This window comes from Peribacillus simplex, assembly GCF_001542915.1.
Lineage (GTDB): Bacteria > Bacillota > Bacilli > Bacillales > DSM-1321 > Peribacillus > Peribacillus simplex_B.
This window is the reverse complement of record NZ_LNNH01000007.1, coordinates 82,174-98,980: the sequence shown is the minus strand read 5'-3', so window position 1 is coordinate 98,980 and position 16,807 is coordinate 82,174. Positions and strand designations below refer to the sequence as shown.

At 42.8% G+C, this 16,807-nt stretch carries 15 protein-coding genes and 2 riboswitches; of the genes, 7 read left to right on the top strand and 8 right to left on the bottom strand.

Annotation, left to right across the window (positions count from 1 at the left end; all coding sequences use genetic code 11):
* Positions 1–10: 10 nt before the first annotated feature.
* Positions 11–508 (bottom strand): preQ(1) synthase, encoded by a 498-nt coding sequence (gene queF, locus AS888_RS02315; RefSeq protein WP_061140599.1) that lies wholly within the window; start codon positions 506–508, stop codon positions 11–13.
* A gap of 107 nt (positions 509–615) precedes the next feature.
* Positions 616–661: riboswitch (PreQ1 riboswitch) on the bottom strand.
* Positions 662–812: 151 nt separating this feature from the next.
* On the opposite strand from queF, the gene AS888_RS02310 reads away from it, so the two are divergent.
* The 6 genes from AS888_RS02310 to qoxD all read left to right on the top strand — a co-directional run bounded on the left by AS888_RS02310 (position 813) and on the right by qoxD (position 6,325).
* Entirely contained in the window at positions 813–1,649 is an 837-nt protein-coding gene (locus AS888_RS02310; protein WP_061140598.1) for a DMT family transporter, read from the top strand.
* A gap of 258 nt (positions 1,650–1,907) precedes the next feature.
* Positions 1,908–2,042, top strand: coding sequence for a BA3454 family stress response protein (locus tag AS888_RS25455; protein ID WP_155645356.1), 135 nt, complete (start codon positions 1,908–1,910; stop codon positions 2,040–2,042).
* 473 nt (positions 2,043–2,515) lie between these two features.
* The gene (gene qoxA, locus AS888_RS02305) at positions 2,516–3,433 is read left to right on the top strand and encodes a cytochrome aa3 quinol oxidase subunit II (protein ID WP_061140597.1); all 918 of its coding nucleotides are present in this window, start codon (positions 2,516–2,518) and stop codon (positions 3,431–3,433) included.
* Positions 3,434–3,490: 57 nt separating this feature from the next.
* Complete coding sequence (gene qoxB, locus AS888_RS02300) at positions 3,491–5,440, top strand: cytochrome aa3 quinol oxidase subunit I (RefSeq protein ID WP_061140596.1); 1,950 nt, start codon at positions 3,491–3,493, stop codon at positions 5,438–5,440.
* Positions 5,437–6,033: a cytochrome aa3 quinol oxidase subunit III gene (gene qoxC, locus AS888_RS02295; RefSeq protein WP_061140595.1), complete on the top strand. Its 597-nt coding sequence runs from the start codon at positions 5,437–5,439 to the stop codon at positions 6,031–6,033. The genes qoxB and qoxC overlap by 4 nt, the downstream gene beginning before the upstream one ends.
* Before the next feature lie 7 nt (positions 6,034–6,040).
* Entirely contained in the window at positions 6,041–6,325 is a 285-nt protein-coding gene (gene qoxD / locus AS888_RS02290) for a cytochrome aa3 quinol oxidase subunit IV (protein ID WP_057914023.1), read from the top strand.
* A gap of 19 nt (positions 6,326–6,344) precedes the next feature.
* Here the strand turns inward: qoxD and AS888_RS02285 are convergent, their stop codons facing one another.
* The 3 genes from AS888_RS02285 to AS888_RS02275 all read right to left on the bottom strand — a co-directional run bounded on the left by AS888_RS02285 (position 6,345) and on the right by AS888_RS02275 (position 9,040).
* The gene (locus tag AS888_RS02285) at positions 6,345–6,650 is read right to left on the bottom strand and encodes a hypothetical protein (RefSeq protein WP_061140594.1); all 306 of its coding nucleotides are present in this window, start codon (positions 6,648–6,650) and stop codon (positions 6,345–6,347) included.
* 273 nt (positions 6,651–6,923) lie between these two features.
* Positions 6,924–8,156 (bottom strand): S1C family serine protease, encoded by a 1,233-nt coding sequence (locus tag AS888_RS02280; protein WP_061140593.1) that lies wholly within the window; start codon positions 8,154–8,156, stop codon positions 6,924–6,926.
* Between the two features lie 179 nt (positions 8,157–8,335).
* Positions 8,336–9,040, bottom strand: a complete 705-nt coding sequence (locus AS888_RS02275; protein WP_155645355.1) for a hypothetical protein — start codon at positions 9,038–9,040, stop codon at positions 8,336–8,338.
* A 154-nt stretch (positions 9,041–9,194) separates the two neighbouring features.
* Between AS888_RS02275 and AS888_RS02270 the strand changes: the two genes are divergently transcribed.
* Positions 9,195–9,551, top strand: a complete 357-nt coding sequence (locus tag AS888_RS02270) for a hypothetical protein (protein WP_061140591.1) — start codon at positions 9,195–9,197, stop codon at positions 9,549–9,551.
* A 259-nt stretch (positions 9,552–9,810) separates the two neighbouring features.
* On the opposite strand, the gene AS888_RS02265 is transcribed toward AS888_RS02270, so the two are convergent.
* From AS888_RS02265 to AS888_RS02250, 4 genes are all read right to left on the bottom strand, one after another.
* Positions 9,811–10,812 carry an ABC transporter permease gene (locus AS888_RS02265; RefSeq protein WP_061140590.1) on the bottom strand — a complete coding sequence of 334 codons (1,002 nt, stop codon included), beginning with the start codon at positions 10,810–10,812 and terminating at the stop codon, positions 9,811–9,813.
* A gap of 1 nt (position 10,813) precedes the next feature.
* On the bottom strand, positions 10,814–12,316 hold the full coding sequence (locus tag AS888_RS02260; protein WP_061140589.1) for a sugar ABC transporter ATP-binding protein: 1,503 nt from the start codon (positions 12,314–12,316) through the stop codon (positions 10,814–10,816).
* A 59-nt stretch (positions 12,317–12,375) separates the two neighbouring features.
* The gene (locus AS888_RS02255; RefSeq protein ID WP_061140588.1) at positions 12,376–13,488 is read right to left on the bottom strand and encodes a sugar ABC transporter substrate-binding protein; all 1,113 of its coding nucleotides are present in this window, start codon (positions 13,486–13,488) and stop codon (positions 12,376–12,378) included.
* A gap of 115 nt (positions 13,489–13,603) precedes the next feature.
* Positions 13,604–13,709: riboswitch (SAM riboswitch) on the bottom strand.
* 97 nt (positions 13,710–13,806) lie between these two features.
* Positions 13,807–16,548, bottom strand: coding sequence for a GTPase domain-containing protein (locus AS888_RS02250; protein WP_260320086.1), 2,742 nt, complete (start codon positions 16,546–16,548; stop codon positions 13,807–13,809).
* Positions 16,549–16,807 lie beyond the last annotated feature (259 nt).

Genomic DNA, 16,807 nt, shown 5'->3' with positions numbered 1-16,807 from the left:
TTTCTGCCTTTTAACGATTATCCACGGTTTCCGGGTATAAGTCATGATTGATCAAGCGGTAATCCGCCATTTCTTCATACTTCGTCCCTGGCTTTCCATAGTTTGTGTATGGATCGATGGAAATGCCGCCCCGGGGTGTGAACTTGCCCCAGACTTCAATATATTTCGGGTCCATCAATTCGATTAAATCATTCATGATGATGTTCATGCAGTCTTCATGGAAATCGCCGTGGTTACGGAATGAGAATAAATAAAGCTTCAAGGACTTGCTCTCGACCATCTTCACGCTTGGAATATAGCTGATGTATATGGTTGCAAAGTCAGGTTGTCCGGTTATTGGACATAAGCTAGTGAACTCCGGGCAATTGAATTTGACGAAATAATCTCGGTTAGGGTGCTTGTTCTCGAACGACTCGAGAATTTCTGGAGCGTAGTCGAATGTATATTTTGTTCCTTGATTCCCAAGTAATGTAATTTCCTTTAATTCTTCTTCTTTTCTTCCAGACATAAAAAGTCCTCCTCTTCCACGCTTGTCGGGGGAGATTCATAAAATGGGCCTCTATATAACAAAAAACCATATCTCTAAAAAGATATGGTTGATTCGCGAAAAATATCAAAGCCATAGTTTTTTTAAGAGGGTGATGCTATGAACCTCTCCCATTATCGGGAAATATATTTGAAATAGTCATAGTAAATATAGAAAAAAATATCCCATCTGTCAATCCAACTCTTGTAAAATGAGTTTGATTCCTGCCTATATTCCGCTTAAAATGGAAATGAAGATATCCTACCTGAAGGAAGAGAGTATACAAATGTGGATTTTTGCAGCACTCATCACCAGTATATGTTTCGGTATCAATAACAGCATTTTCAAATGGAGCAGCGGAAAAGGTTACTCCAAGGTACATATCCAATTTTTCTTTTATTTTACGGCCTTCATCATGGCACTTATGTATGGCGGAATCGTGGATGGTTTGACGACTAATTGGCTATCCATCTTGCTCGGAGCTGCAATTGGTATCCTTAATGCTAACGGGAATATCCAGATGGGCAGTGCATTTGAAAAGGGGCCGGCCAGTTTGACATCACCGTTGATTGCGGCCAATGCTATTTTCCCCATCCTTTGTGCTGCGATCATTTTTCATGAACATATTTCTTCGTTGCAGTGGACCGGGATCGCCTGCATGCTCCTTGCCACCCTTGTCATTCAGTATACCCCTAACGCTAAGGGCAATCATCAATATTTGCCCTGGATGATGCATACAATATTTGCAATATTCTCATTTGGTGTACTCGGGATTTTAATGACAACGACCACGCGCCTGCATCTGAACTCACTTGATATTCTGGTATCGATGTATGGGGGCGGAACACTTTATTTGATGGCGGCATCGGGCATGAAGAATGAAAAGCTCAAGTTAAGCGAAGTGAAAATCGGCTCTCTTGTGGGCTTACTAAGCATCATTGCGTATGTATGTTATTTCTTCGCTTTAAATACCGGAATTGCCAGCATCATTTTTCCCGTGGTGAGCCTGAACTGTTTAATCGTGGTTTTTGCCGGTTGTTATTTATTCAAGGAAAAACTAAAGTCCTATCAAATTGCCGGTGTTTTAGCAGCCTTGATTGGAATTATCTTAACAAAAATTTAAAGAAACGACCCTGCTTCCATAACAAAGCAGGGCCGTTTCCATTTTTCAAGACTGACTTTCCCTATCCGGCGCTGAAACTTCACTTTTATTGTCATACTCCTCATAAAAATATTGACATTTTTCATAAAATATCAGATAATTATGAATATTGAGTCATCCAGTTCGAAATGTTTGAGCATTCCACTCCCCTGGGTATACATGAAGTGTACTCCCCTCACACTAAACTAATCAGGCAAGACAAGAAAGGAAGAATGAATCATGGTAAAAGTTACAGTGAAAGTTGATTATAAAGGGAAATCCTATCAAACGAACGTCCTCACGGAACCTAGTGCAAATCAGGAACAAATTTTACAACAGGCCCTTCATCAAGTCCAGAAGCAATGGAGTGAATAAAAAAGCAGGCATCGTTTTTAGATACCTGCTTTTTTTTATTGCCTTTAGGCCTAAATTCCTCAATTTATTCGATTGGTAATCCGGTGTCTTTTTATATTAAAAAACAAATAAAACCCTTATAACCCTCGTCTTATTCATCGCTTTTATATGTAATATTATTCTAATGTAATTTTCTTGAAATTTTACCAATTCACGAACGGTTCTTTTGAGAACAAATTTCAATTGAAAGCAGCCTTAAATTGAAATAAACTAATACGCTATTATACTTCTTTTCTTATTATATATCCAACTAATAAGCTCATATCCCATTCTTTCACTATCTCTTCATGAACTTTTTGTGACATATGTCACTTTTGATTGTTTTTTTCCATATATGATACTAATATAGAGACGTCAGTTTGTGAACAATGTAACACTCACTCTGAATAACTTGTTATTTAGAATTTCCAATAAAGAAAGAAAGGGGTATCTATATGAAAATGAAATGGGCTTTATTAACTATAATTTTTTCCATCGCCACCGTACTAACTGGTTGCGACAACCCATTAGCTGTACTCGATCCAAAAGGTCCTGTAGCAGCAAACCAAGCTAATGTGATCATGATTTCAATTTGGACGATGTTAATTATTGTCTTAGTCGTTGTCATTCTCTATGCAATTATGTTATTTAAATACCGCGCTTCCAAGTCAAGCGATGACTATGTACCACCTCACGTGGAAGGAAGTCACGTTCTCGAAGCGATCTGGACAATTATCCCGATCCTTATCGTCATATTCCTTTCCGTTGTCAGTGTTCGCTCGACATATGAAGTCGAGGCTACACCAAAAGGATATGAGGATCAAGAACCATTGATCATTTATGCTGCATCTTCAAACTGGAAGTGGCATTTCAGTTATCCGGAAGAGGATATTGAAACAGTAAACTACTTGTTCTTACCAACAAACCGACCAATCGAATTTAAGCTTTATTCTTACGGACCAATCTCAAGCTTCTGGATTCCACAACTAGGTGGGCAAAAATATGCGATGAGTGACATGGTGAACACTTTGCACTTGGTAGCAGATACACCTGGTGAGTATATGGGAAGAAACGCCAACTTCAGTGGTTCAGGTTTCGCTGAACATACTTTCAATGTTAAGGCTATGCCTGAAGATGAATACACGAAGTGGGTTGATGAAATTCACGGTACCGCTAAGAAATTGACGGAAAGTGAATTTGATAAACTATTGGAGCCAGGTCACGTTGGACAATACACATTTAACGGAACACATCTTGACTTCAGACCTGCCCCTGAACACAATCACGGTGCTTCAGGCAATGGAGAATCTAAACACTCAGAACACGAAGATTCTAAAAAAGCGGATGAAGCAGAAACAGAGCATCAACATTAAGATTTAAAATCACAAGCAGTTATTTAGAATAACTTTTCGAAAGGAGTCACAAAGAGTATGGATTACTTTGATAGATTTGCCGTACCACACAGCTCCCCTATGATTGTCGGTTCACAGATCGCAATCGCGGTTACAGTACTTGCAATACTAGTAGGCGTAACCTATTTTAAAAAGTGGGGCTACCTATGGCGCGAGTGGTTCACAACGGTTGACCACAAACGTATCGGTATCATGTACATTCTCGCTGCACTACTTATGCTTTTCCGTGGTGGAGCCGACGCAATATTGATGCGTGCTCAAACAGCAATACCTGATAATGGTTTGTTGGATGGACAGCATTATAATGAAATTTTCACAACACACGGGGTCGTTATGATCCTGTTCATGGCCATGCCATTCATCATCGGTTTGATGAATATCGTCACTCCTCTACAAATTGGGGCACGTGACGTAGCTTTCCCTCGTTTGAACGCAGTTTCTTTCTGGTTGTTCTTCTGGGGAGCCATGTTATTCAACATCTCGTTCGTTGTCGGGGGTTCTCCTGATGCAGGTTGGACAGCTTACTTCCCGTTAGCGAGTGTCGAATTCAGTGAATCCGTTGGGATGAACTATTACGCGATCGCGATTCAAATCGCAGGTATCGGTACATTGATGACTGGTATCAACTTTATCGTAACAATTTTGAAAATGAGAGCACCTGGTATGACATTGATGAAAATGCCGATGTTCACATGGTCAATCCTTATCACGAACCTTATCATCGTCTTCGCTTTCCCTGTATTGACAGTGGCACTGGCGTTAATGACAATGGACCGTCTGTTTGGAACTAACTTCTTTACAATGGCTAACGGCGGATCGGATATGCTCTGGGCTAACTTGTTCTGGATTTGGGGACACCCTGAGGTTTATATCGTTATCTTGCCTGCCTTCGGTATATACAGTGAGATCATTTCTACATTTGCACGTCGTAACCTTTATGGTTATAAATCAATGGTTGTCTCTATGGTTGCCATTTCCGTTCTATCATTCGTTGTATGGGCTCACCATTTCTTCACGATGGGTCACGGTGCAATGGTTAACGGTATCTTCTCGATTACAACGATGGCGATTGCCGTTCCGACGGGAATCAAGATCTTTAACTGGCTGTTCACGCTTTGGAGAGGGAAAATTGAATTCACCGTTCCAATGCTTTACTCTTTAGCTTTCATTCCGATCTTCACGATCGGTGGGGTAACGGGCGTCATGCTTGCAATGGCAAGTGCCGATTACCAATATCACAACACAATGTTCTTGGTGGCGCATTTCCACTACGTATTGATTCCGGGTACTGTATTCTCCGTACTTGCTGGGTTTACGTACTGGTGGCCAAAAATCTTCAACTTCCAATTGAGCGAAAGAATTGGGAAATGGGCTTTCTGGTTCATCGTAGTCGGATTTAACGTAACATTCTTCCCAATGTTCATCACAGGTTTGGATGGTCAAGCACGTCGTATGTACACATATTCAGAAGCAACAGGATATGGTCCGTTGAACATGCTTTCATTCGTTGGTGCACTTGGTTTATTGATCGGTTTCGCATTCCTTGTGTACAACATTTACTGGAGCACTCGTTATGCGCCAAGAAATATCACAAGCGATCCTTGGAATGCACGTTCATTGGAATGGGCTACACACAGTCCAGTTCCGGAATACAACTTCGCTATCGTACCTGAAGTTGATTCTTCACAAGCATTCTGGGATTCAAAAAATAATGGTCCGGCATTGTTCAAAGGCAAGTACAAAGAAATCCATATGCCAAATAACAGCGGCGTTCCGTTCGTACTGGGTATCATCTTCTTCGTATGGGGATTTGCAATGGTATTCAGCATGTGGATCTTCGCAATCATTGCAACACTTGGAATCTTTGCTTGCATGGCCCACCGTTCATTTGAAAAAGATCACGGTCATCACATCTCCGTTGAAGAGATAGAAGAAACAGAAAAAAAATTGCGAGGTGCTAACGCATGAAAATAGATAACTCGCTGCCACTTGAATATAGTACAGAAGAAAACCGATTAAAGATTTTAGGTTTCTGGATTTTCCTTGGAGCTGAAATCGCGCTTTTCGCAACACTGTTTGCAACGTACTTCACACTCGTTAACAGGACCGGCAATGGACCTGTTGGTGGAGACATCTTTGAGGTTACACCAGTTCTGATTGAAACGATCCTTCTATTGACTAGTAGTTTCACCATCGGTCTTGGAATTAATGCAATGCGCCATGGCAGCAAGAATGCAATGATGGTTTTCTTCATCATCACTCTTGCGCTTGGGGCCGGATTCCTTGGCACTGAGATCTTTGAGTTCAAGCACTATGTTCATATCGGTGCAGGACTGCAAGTAAGTGCGTTCACATCCATCTTGTTAACATTGCTTGGAACGCATGGAGCTCACGTAACGCTCGGTTTATTCTGGGGAACATTCATCGTGCTTCAAGTCAAAAAGCGCGGTTTGACACCGGAAACTACGAACAAAGCGTTCATCTACTCTCTATACTGGCATTTCCTAGACGTTGTTTGGATCTTCATTTTCAGCTTCGTCTATCTGAAAGGAATGATGTAATATGAATATGAAACAGCTATTCCCGCGTGGACATGTTATGGGATTCATATTCTCCATGGTTCTTACAGCCGTTGCTCTTGGTGTAGTTGTATATGAACTTTCTTTTAAAACCGGTATGATCGTCCTTTTAGTGACTGCATTCATGCAAGCCGGCGTTCAGCTGGTCATGTTCATGCATGCTGGTGAATCCGAGGATAAGAAAGCCATCTACACAAACGTTTACTACGCTCTATTCATTGCTTTGGTTACCATATTCGGTACACTGCTTACAATGATTTGGGGTTACCAATAATAGCTTAAAAAGAAGGGTGTCATATCGACACCCTTCTTCTTTTTGTTTTCGCTTTTGTTTTTATTTTGATGATCTTGGTCGTCTCCGGTTCAACTCTTTCACCTTTATGTGTATTCATAACCATTTCTTCTGTCAGGACAAAAAATATACCAACTAGGAAAATGGCAGCTGCGCTTAATGTGATAGCCATGCCAACAGCAGTTAAGATATAATCTCTATTGTAATCGCTTACAAAAAAACTTAAACAAAAAATGAAAATTCCGATTACACAACCTGTGCCCGATACCCATCTCACTGCATCCAACATCTTCTGATTAGCTTCCATAATTTCATCCCCTTTCTTTCTATTTTATGACAATTCACAAATTTGTCAAATCTTTTCTAATTTTCAACATATAAACAGTAGAAAATCTTGACAAATAGACGAAGCCACTGCTTGCCTTTAGGCATTCATGACTAGATGGGAATTTCTGCAAAACAGGATAAATACACTATTAATTTTCTCCGATATTCCCCTCTTCTATACACCAACTGCCAGGATGGCTCAACTCTTCAATAAAGGACCCCTGAATAGATCTTCAGGGGTCCTCCACTCACACTATGACTTTTGCAAAGTAATCGTTGCCGTTTTCTCTTCTTTGCCACGATACACCTTAACCTTCACTTTATCGCCGATTTTTTTATCGGTGTATAAGTATTTCCTTAATTCTGCAGCCGTACTGATTTTAGTTCCGTCCATTTCCATGATGATATCCTGTTGCTTAAGTCCGCCCTTCTCAGCTGCCGATCCAGCTTCTATACTTGTGATCATCACACCTGTTTTCGCAGCCTCTGGTACATCTTGAAGGTAATACTGCGGCAGCTCTTCGATACTGGCCAAGCTTACACCCAGGTATGGGCGGGTGATTTTCCCATTTTCGATCAGTTCCGTCACGACCGGGATCACATCATTGCTTGGTATGGCAAAGCCCAAGCCTTCCACACCGCTTTCGGATATCTTCAAGCTGTTTATCCCGATAACCTCTCCAGCCGTGTTGATCAGTGCACCGCCGCTATTCCCTGGATTTATCGCGGCATCCGTTTGAATGACATCCAATGTCCAAGCGCCATCCGATGTATCAACGGAAATGGAGCGCCCCGTCGCACTGACGATTCCCTGTGTAACCGAACGTGAAAAATCAAGTCCAAGTGGATTCCCGATGGCCAGTACCTCTTCTCCTGGACGCATACTATCCGAATTTCCAAACTTTATTCCATCCGGTGCCTTCGAAGCATCGATTGTCAAAACCGCCAAATCCGTCAAAGCATCGGCGCCAACAACAGCAGCTGTCGCCTTTTGTCCATCATACAAGGAAATTTCGACTTCCTTTGCCCCTTCGATGACATGGTTGTTCGTAATGATATAAGCTTTTCCATTGGCTTTTTTATAAATGACTCCTGATCCAGTTCCGGTCTCGACCTTTTCACTTTCCGTGCTTTGCTGCTGGAACGGGCTTTGGTTTTGTGTATCCTGTAAGTTCACGACCCCGACAATCGATTTTGATGCGGTCTCAACCATATTTGCCCGATCCTTTGAATCAGTGCTTGTCGACAGCTTTTGCGGCGTGACCCCTTCCTTTTCTGCCCTTTCCGTTTGCGCTACACTTGCCGTTTGGGCTGAATCATCCACTGATTTTTTTCCTTGATCTATGAAATCGCCGCCAAATATAAATACAGAAGATGTAACCATGGAAGCAACGGTGCCGGAAACAAGACTAGTCTTCCAAAGGGATTTTCCTTTTTTCCGTTCTTCCTTCACCCGGACTTGCTCATTGCCATTATAATCCTCCATCTTAATCCCTCCTATGAATTCCTTTGATTGGTTCTATCATAAAGGTCAATTATTAAAAAATTCTTAAGAAAATAAAGGCCGTGCAGACTTTTCTAAAAAAAAATCAAAGTTTTTCCGCGCTATTATCCACTGATGCAAAATAAAAAGGCCGCATCAGGGGGCCTCTTTTACACACAGAGTCATGTCTCCATGACTTCATATACCTCTTTTGTCTCCGCATTCACACCATACCAGCCCCATACCGCCCTGTGACCGCTGCCCTTACTTTCTTGATCACTTTCGAAAACTTGGAAAATATAATTTCCCTTTTTATCCTCACGAGCATATTCAATTTGTAAATGCGGGAATTTTTCCATGTCCACGTAATCTCTTACAAGCTTCTCCGCCTGATGTTCACTTAACGCTTTTTCCTTCACTGGTTCAGCTGGCTTCTCCAGGGTGGAAGATTTCTTCCTTTCTAACGCTTCCGAATTCGGCTCGGCAAACTCCTCGGCATTGTCACTTCCACCCTTCCCCTCACCTGGTTCTATGCTGGCGGATTGTGATACGGAGGCCATCTCCATTGCCTTTGTAACCAGATGTTTCCCCTCGCTGGATTTTGCCTTGTAGGCGGCTGCCGCTTTAAATTCAGCCTGGGCAGCTTTAAAATCCTGTTCCTCGTAGTTCTTCATACCATTTGCTAGAAAGCCAGACAGGTCCTTTAATTCTTTCGCTTTTGTTGTTTTGGCTTCTTTATAGGCTAATTCAAATGCTTCGTGGGCTTCTAAATAATTTTCCTCATGTAACTGGCTTCTCCCCAATTCCATATTCGAATCGAAATTTCTTGTTACGCAGCCTGAAGCAAGCAAGGTCATCCAGACAATGATCACGAATGATTTCTTCACCGTATCACTCCTCATTTTATCCACTCTATACTTCCATTTTAAACGATTGATCACGATCCGGTTTGTTTTATTTTTATGGAATTGTTCTCTTTTATGATTATCTTTTACAAATAGTGGTACATCATAGATAAACGATTGAAAGGATGATCAGCAAATGACGCAAGAAAAACAGACCTACCACGTCGATTTGGTCAGCGGCGATGTACTCGGACAGAAACTTGAAGAAAATCCAAGCTTCACGATACACGCAACGGATGAGGAACTGGCGGAATTGAAACAATGCTTAGAAGAGCAACATAAAGATGATTCGGAAGCATATGCCCGTTCACATGTGCCCTTTCTCCTCTATCATCATGACCGTGCGAATGATAAATACGATGCAGCCATGAAAAAACTTTATGCCATCATTTATCGATTAGGAGATGAAAATGCCCGAAATCATATAGAGGAAATCGGCATATTGAAGGATAATAAGTTCGAGGGCAATGAGGAAGTGCGGAATTTCAAATAATGCCATCAACAGAACCTGAAATTCTACGGGTTCTGTTTTTTCTATGTCACTAAGTAGAACCGCCATTGCGATGCCGGTCTTGGGAGCTAGCCAAGTTGAATCAGTATTCATCCGACCGATGTACAGCCATGCCGATGAAACTGGGCAGAAAACTCACCTTAAAATCACATATTTCATTATGAGTCCTATATGACCTGAATGACATCAGCCCCCATGCTCATGATGGCAAAGGGACTGATGTATAAATATCATGGGAACATTAATGTTTTTGTTTATAATAGGTAATCGCAAGTGCAAGGGCCAGCACTGTTCCTTTGACGATATCCATTGCATAGTAGGGCACCGACATCATGATCAGCCCATTTTGCAGGATTCCGATCAGGACGGCTCCAATAAAGGTTCCGAAGGCATTCGGTTTCCCGGCCCCCAAGACGGAGGAACCAATGAAGGCAGCTGCAACGGCATCCATTAAATACGGCGCCCCCGAATTGATTTCAGATGTCATGACCCTTGAAGCAAGGACAATGCCCCCGATGGCGGCAAATAAAGCGGAAAGGAGATAGGCTAGCACCTTGTATTTATTGACCGCTATCCCGGAAAGTCTTGCCGCTTCCTTATTTCCCCCGATTATGTACATATAACGACCGTGCTTCGTATACGTCAAAAAGATGTGCGTCGTCACCACTATGACTGCCATGATTAAAATAATCCATGGTACTTGGCCTACTTTGGCGAAAAGCGGGCTGATCAGTCCTGTCGCGAACGTCCCATCAGGCATGACCATATTTTGCGAAACCGTCGCCCCTTTTGTATAGGTAAGGGCTATGCCTTGAATAATGAACATCGTAGCCAATGTCATCAGCATGTCAGGGATTTTCAATTTAACGATCATGAACGAATTCAAGGCCCCTACGACAAGTGAGGCACCGATTGCAGCCAATATGGCAATCAAGGTATCCTGCGAAAACCAGACAAACATCGATATGACGATTGCATTGGCCAATGAAGCGACGGAACCGACGGAAAGGTCGAATCCATCCACCGTTAAAGATATCGTTATGCCGATCGCAATGATCGTCACGATTGAAATCGAGCGGAGGATATTGATCAGATTGTTGGTTTGAATGAAAGATGGATTGGAAGCGGCAAAGATTCCAATCAAAAGGATAATCGTCAATATCGTGCCGTATTTATAGAAAAACTCGAACAACTCCACCTTTCTTTTTTTCGCGGTCTCTGTAACAGGAACGATTGTGTTCATCCTATTTTCCTCCTGTTGAATAGAATAATAGTTCTTCTTCATTGGTTTTCTTTGTTTGTAGTTCGATGACCGTTGTTCCATCGTATAACACATATGTCCGATTGGTAATGCCGATGATTTCGGAAAGCTCCGAGGACGCATAAATGATCGCTTTCCCCTTCCTGGCAAGCTTTGCAATCAATTCGAATATATCCTTTTTTGCTCCAACATCTACCCCTTTTGTCGGTTCATCGAATATGTATACATCCGCATCCGCCAAAAGCCACTTCCCGATGGCAACCTTTTGCTGATTACCTCCTGAAAGGTTTTCGACCTTCGCTTCACCAGAGGAAGCCTTGATGCCGAGACTCACAATCATCTCCTTCGCTTTTTCCTTTTCCGCCTTACGATCCACAACACTGAAAGTATTGCAAAATGTGCCGATACTGGCTGCAGTCAAGTTCGCCGTAACGGTTTCCTGAACAAGGACCCCTTCTTTCCTGCGTTCCTCCGGTACAAGTGCCAAACCGCTTTTTACCGCATCATGCGGTGATTTCAAGGAAACCCTTCTGCCGTTCAGTATGACTTTTCCCGTACCAATCGAAGTATGTCCAAACAGGACTTTACACAGCTCCGTTTTCCCAGCCCCGACCAAGCCTGCCAAGCCGACTATCTCTCCTGCCTTCAAATGCAGACTGACATCCTTAATCTTCCCCGCATCTGATAATCCCTTCACTTCCAGAACGACGTCACCAATTGCGGCATTCACTTCCGGGAACTGTTCATCCATCCTTCTCCCAAGCATGAGCTCAACCACTTCACTCTGGGTGATATCGCCCATTTTTCGGCAGGCGACACGCTCTCCATTCCTCATGACCGTGATTTCCTCACAAACCCTAAAAATTTCTGGGAGACGATGGGAGATGAAAATGATTCCTACACCCTTTTGCTTTAATTCATTTACAACTCGAAAAAGTTCCGAGGTCTCCGTATGGCTTAACGGGGCAGTTGGTTCGTCGAGAATCAAGAATTTGCATTCAGTCGAAACGGCCCTGGCTATGAGGACCATCTGCTTTTGGGCCAGGGTCAGATCTTTCACCAATTTTTTCGAAGGAACATGAATGTTCATATCTTCAAGAATCTGTGTGGCCGCGCTGTGCAGATCTTTCCATTTGACCAGCTGTTTCTTGCCCATGTTTTGGACCATTTCATTCAGCATTACATTTTCACCGACGGTTAAGTATGGGATGAGTGCCGTATCCACTTCCTGATACACGATTTGAATGCCATGTTCCTGCGCTTCCTTTGGCGAACAAATTTCCCGCTTCATCCCATCGAGATAAATGTCACCTGAATAATGAACATGGGCCCCTGATAAAACTTTCATCAACGTGGATTTCCCTGCCCCATTTGCACCGACCAATGCATGGGCGGTCCCTGACCGTACCGAAAAATCAACATCTTTAAGCGCCTTGACTCCAGGAAATTCAATCGAAATGCCTTTCATTTCAAGTTGTGTGGCCATGTCCATTCCCCCTACCTGAACAGACACTCCCCTTCATAGGAAAGAGAGTGCCTCTTTTTTTACTTTTTATAGTGATCTTTCAAGACTTTCATCCAATCTTCTTCAAATTCGCTGGATTCACCCCATCCATCGACAATTCCAGATAGGTTCGTCATGTTTACCGCTTCTTTTGAAGCCTGGATTTGCTTTTGTGAAATGAGCGAAGCCTCTAAATCATATGTTTGCGGCGTATCCTCGCCCGCTAATTTTTTTGCCAATATCCTCATATTCACAGCCCCGATCAACTTTGGATCGACTGCTGCCGTGTAGGACCATGAGCTATCGGCAGAGTGCATTTCCTGAAGATCTGCATTGGATACGTCAATTCCGTATATCTTCACCTCATCACGGCCAGCTTCTTTTATCGCCCTGGCTGCTCCGATAGCAAACGCATCCCATGTTGCGAAAATGGCATCCAATTTACCTTTAGGATATTTATTCAGCATTGCGGCTACTGCATTCTGTGTCTGAACCGAAGTATCGGCAGATGCCACCCCGAACCTTTCGACCTCTTTTATACCAGGATTTTCTTTTAATTTTTCCTGATAGACGGCATTTCTTCTCACCATTGGGGGAAAACCATCCACCCACAGATAGGCGATTGCCGCTTTACCTTTCTGTTCTTCTATCAACTTATCAAAAGCAAGTGTTGCCAGCGCTTCATCATCCTGTGAAGTTAATGTAACACCGTCTATCTTGGATAAATCGCTTATGGAGTCGAAGGTGACAACGCTTTTTCCTGCATCAACCAGTTTTTGAACATCATTGACTGTTGCTGCATCATCCCCATGGGAAATGATATAGCCGTCATAATCCTGCTGCAAAGCCTGGGCTATGGCATCATGGAATTTGGCCGTATCTCCATTTGCTGTATATGTATCCACTTGGAACCCCAGGTCTTCCCCTTCTTCCTTCGCTCCAGCCAAATATTGGGCCGTATGATCATCTCCGCCTATTTTACGGATGACTTTGATTTTGGCTCCTTCCCCATCGGCAAATCTTTCTGGAACATTTTCAAATGAAACTTTTTCTTCTCGCTTCGGTTCCGTTGAACTTTGTCCTGAAGAGCAACCCGTTAAAAGCAAAGCAGAAGCGATAGCTGTAATGAATGCAGCGTTAATAGACTTTCTCATCCTGTTTCCCCCATTTTCTTCAATTATTCTTATCTGTTAAGTTGGTGTAAATCCTAAAATAAAAACCTCTCTAGTAATAGAGAGGTTTAATCGGCTGTTTTGCAGACTTGTCCCTCTCTTATCTGTCAAAACATTTCTGTTTTGCAGGATTTAGCACCAATTCCTAATGGAACGGTTGCTGGGCATCTTAGGGCCAGTCCCTCCGCCACTCTTGATAAGAGAATATATTGTGTTACGTTTTTCGTAATTACCACTTTATAGGGATATAGTCGTAAAGTCAATAGATTTTTGAATATTTGAAATGTTCGTCATGACTATTTATTTTCTTTGCAGTTGGGCTAGACGCTTTTTCTCGATTTTTTCCAGTCTCTCTAGCTGGCGCAATTTGACTTCGAACAAAGTGATAGGGTCACGGTAAACTTCCGGATTTTCCTTCATATGCTCCAAGGCGGCCTGGTAGTCTTTAATTTCCGTCTGCGTTTGTTCTATCGTTTTTTGCAGTAAGGCAAATGAGCTGCGATAGAAAAGTGAGATGTCCCGATCCAAGGATTTTTCAAACAATCCGAATTGGGTCAGGAAGCGATCCGTTATCATCTCCGCTACATCCTGGTAATCCTCGCCTTCCAAGTATTTCTTATAACGATTGTACATATTGGCTTTATTTTGCGGAATCGCCCCAAATAGTTTTCCTGCTCCTTTGAGCAGCAGCTGTGATGGCGTCCTGCGCAATAAGATATTGACGTTTTCGATCCGGATGCTGCTTGTCATCCGGTCCGCATCACGGCGCCAGTCATCCAATACCCTGAAGTCCCCGGCAAGCATGATCCGTTCTTCCTTGTATAGTTCATTGAATCCTGAACTCATTTCATCCATAAACTGCTGGCTTTGTGAGAATTCCATTTGGGAGCTGGCAATCCAGTCTTGCAGCGAACGGTAATATTGCGGCATGATTTTATCGGAAATGAAAGCTTGGATCCGATCATTCATTTCCTGATTCAACTCGATATGGACCTGACTGAAATCACTGCTTTCCGTTAACGATTTAGAGCAATCCCTAAGTAATTCGGGGATGTTGGAAGAAAGCTGATTTTTCACTTCATCTTTAATCATACGGTACGCCCTTATGATATTTTCACTTTTTTCTTTTTCCAAATCTGCCAGCTGGTTGACAGCGCCATTCAGCTTGACCTCCATCTGTTCATTCCAAGAGATGGAATGCTCACATTTCCTCTCGTTGGCGGCCCGTTTTTCTAACAAATAAGATAAAGTTTTGCGAATGAACGCAAGGATTTTTTCAGATCTTCTCTCCATCCAATTGCCATCTTGATAATTTGATTGAAGGAAAGCCGAAAGGTCCTTCAGCTGCTGCTTGCTATCATAAAGCTTGGAGAAGGCGAAAACTTTCGCATTCGGGAAATATGCATTCACCTTATCCCAAGTTTCGTCTTCCATCCGTACTGCCACTTGATCGCTGTAAATCGTATCCATCTTATTCAACAAGAAGTGTATCGGCAGCTTCGGAGCCAGCTTTTGAATCTCCAATAACAGATCCCGTTCACTTCCGGTGAAAGGAGCCCGGGCGTCAAGGACGAACAATAGGCCATCACTGCCATGCAAATAGCCTTGGAAATCAGATTCGACGCTTTTTTCCCCATTGAATCCAGGGGTATCCAACAGCCGCAGGCGATTATTCTTCAGGTAGTCACTAATCAGCGTAACATCGACAATCGTCCCCCGCTGACGGCGCGTTTCATCCAATTCCGTTAATTCCATTACAGCCTTGCGCTCTGTGTCCGTGATTTCGAGGATTTCCAAATCATCTCCGTCTTTAACGCTGACCAGGGACGAATGATCTTCGGCGGCAATGCTCTCGCCGACAATCGACTGGATGAAGGAAGTCTTGCCATTGCCTGCACTCCCAACTAGCAAAAGATTGAAATTGCCGGTATCTTTAAGCCCCTCGACCATCCACTTCAGTTTGTTGCCGACCTTTAAATCATTCTCTTCAGCCCACTGGATAATGGAATTGAAGAGTTTTTCACCAGCTTCGAGCCCGCCTCCCAATTTAGGGGACTTCGCCAACAGACTTTCTGCATCCTGAATGACCAGTGCATTGATCGTATCAGGGAATATTTCATTCCAGGACAACGCAGAGGCTGCTGCAAATAACGAGAGCTCCCCATCTGCGATTTTCAGCCAGTTTTCCAGGAGCCTTGGCACGACAGGGCTCAGCTCCTTGATCAAATGAGTTCCTTCAAGCAGACTTGCATAGGCATCCCGGTAAAGGACGGTAAGCTCTTCCCAGACGTCTCCTTGATTTAATTCACTCATATCTATCAAGTTATTGATCACTTTGAGCCATTCGAAATATGAATCGGTATATTTATAATTTTTCCAGAGGGCAACCGTCATTTTTTCGAAACGATTCTGGTCGAGCGCATATAGCGAACCTAAGACATTTGAAAAATAGTCCGGAGCCATCGATTGAGCGACTCCCTGCTGGATATATGTTTTCAGCACATCGAACCAGCTCATAGATTCCGTACGGATACTTTCGTCCGACGCTAGGACCACCGCACTGTTCCAATCCTTTTGTTCTTCAAAAAAGGCGCGTGCAATTTCCGTGACATTCGGGTAATCCGGTTGAAACTCAACGGCTTCCTTCACGACTTTGGACGCCAGGTCATTTCTTGATTCCACTATGTAAAGGGAAAATAATTGCAGAAGAACCTCCGTTTTCAACACCGCTTCATCGGTAACCACGGATTTATAGATATCTTCTGCCGTTGAATACATTTCCAGTTCAAAATAGGCGTCAGCGATATTTTTCTTCGCCCACGATCCAAGCTCGCCCTCAATGTTTTCCCATTTAAAAATGGCCGCTTCATAGTCATGGTGTTGAAAGTATACTTCCCCTTGTGCATATCGAATTGCGGTCAAATCCGCTCTTTCCTTTTTTTGTTCCACGAGGAACATTTCGCCCAAAGCTTGAATGGGATGTTTCGTTGCATCCTCAATCATCGTTTCATAATATTTTTTTTCGATTAGACGTTCGTCCATCTTTATTCCCCCGATATATTTCATATTTTCAATTAAAGGATGTTCACTGATTTGCTAAAGCCTTCCTGAAGCTTTCCGAGCAAAGAGCTCCATACGTTCCTTTAGTTAAGAAAATTATTGTTAAAACCTTAAAATGTTATTTTAACAAAACAATATGGTAACAAGATGTCACCACTCTTACAATTTTAAAACAGAAGCGAAGGGATTTGTAATGATTTTAATAAACCGTTACAGAGAAGTCATTTCCATATTCGAGAAA